General features: G+C 43.5%; 1 protein-coding gene. It reads right to left on the bottom strand.

What is annotated here, in order from left to right; all coding sequences use genetic code 11:
- The coding region (locus tag QVP03_RS11605; RefSeq protein ID WP_288210797.1) for a nucleotidyltransferase family protein at positions 1-589 on the bottom strand (589 nt) is incomplete at both ends.

Here is a 589-nt window from a genome sequence, read left to right as displayed (position 1 = left end):
CTTTAACAGATGGCTGTATACCTGCCTGAAGAAGGTTCCTATTATACCTTCGCGGTAAACAATCCTATGTTTCCATCGATTTGCCATCCAGCGACGAAACTTAAACCGGATTATCTGAACAAATCCTTTTTCAGGAAATTTTTCGCTAAATTCGGGATGTAAAATATCATTCAAGACCCGCTTTTCAAGTTTTATATCCCGTTCAAAGGGAGGAATCAATGCTGCATCCAATCCTAAATTGTCAATCGAAATGGCATTCATACAATTCAAAAAGCGATGCATATTCATGCGGCTTGCCATTGCATAAAGTTCCGGCCAATCGATTACATCAGCATGGCGTCGAATAAACATGGCCCAATCGACCACATGCCTGACACCAATCTCCTCGGCGGCAAAATGTGCAGCGGCATGGCGCAAGAGAAAGAGCGCATTGAATCGGGGCGACGGAAGATAAATACTCGCACGTCCCAACCGGATCATTTCTCCGGGTATTTCGGCATATTTTTTCAAGAGCCGTTCTATATCCCGATTCGAGGCATGGGCATGTATATTCAAAAAATCGTAATGATTTTCGACCATAATTCCGTCG

Origin of the sequence: Alistipes sp. CAG:29, from assembly GCF_000435435.1 — a bacterium.
Lineage (GTDB): Bacteria > Bacteroidota > Bacteroidia > Bacteroidales > Rikenellaceae > Alistipes > Alistipes onderdonkii.
The sequence above is the reverse complement of the archived record's forward strand: the minus strand, read 5'-3'. Positions and strand labels throughout refer to the sequence as shown.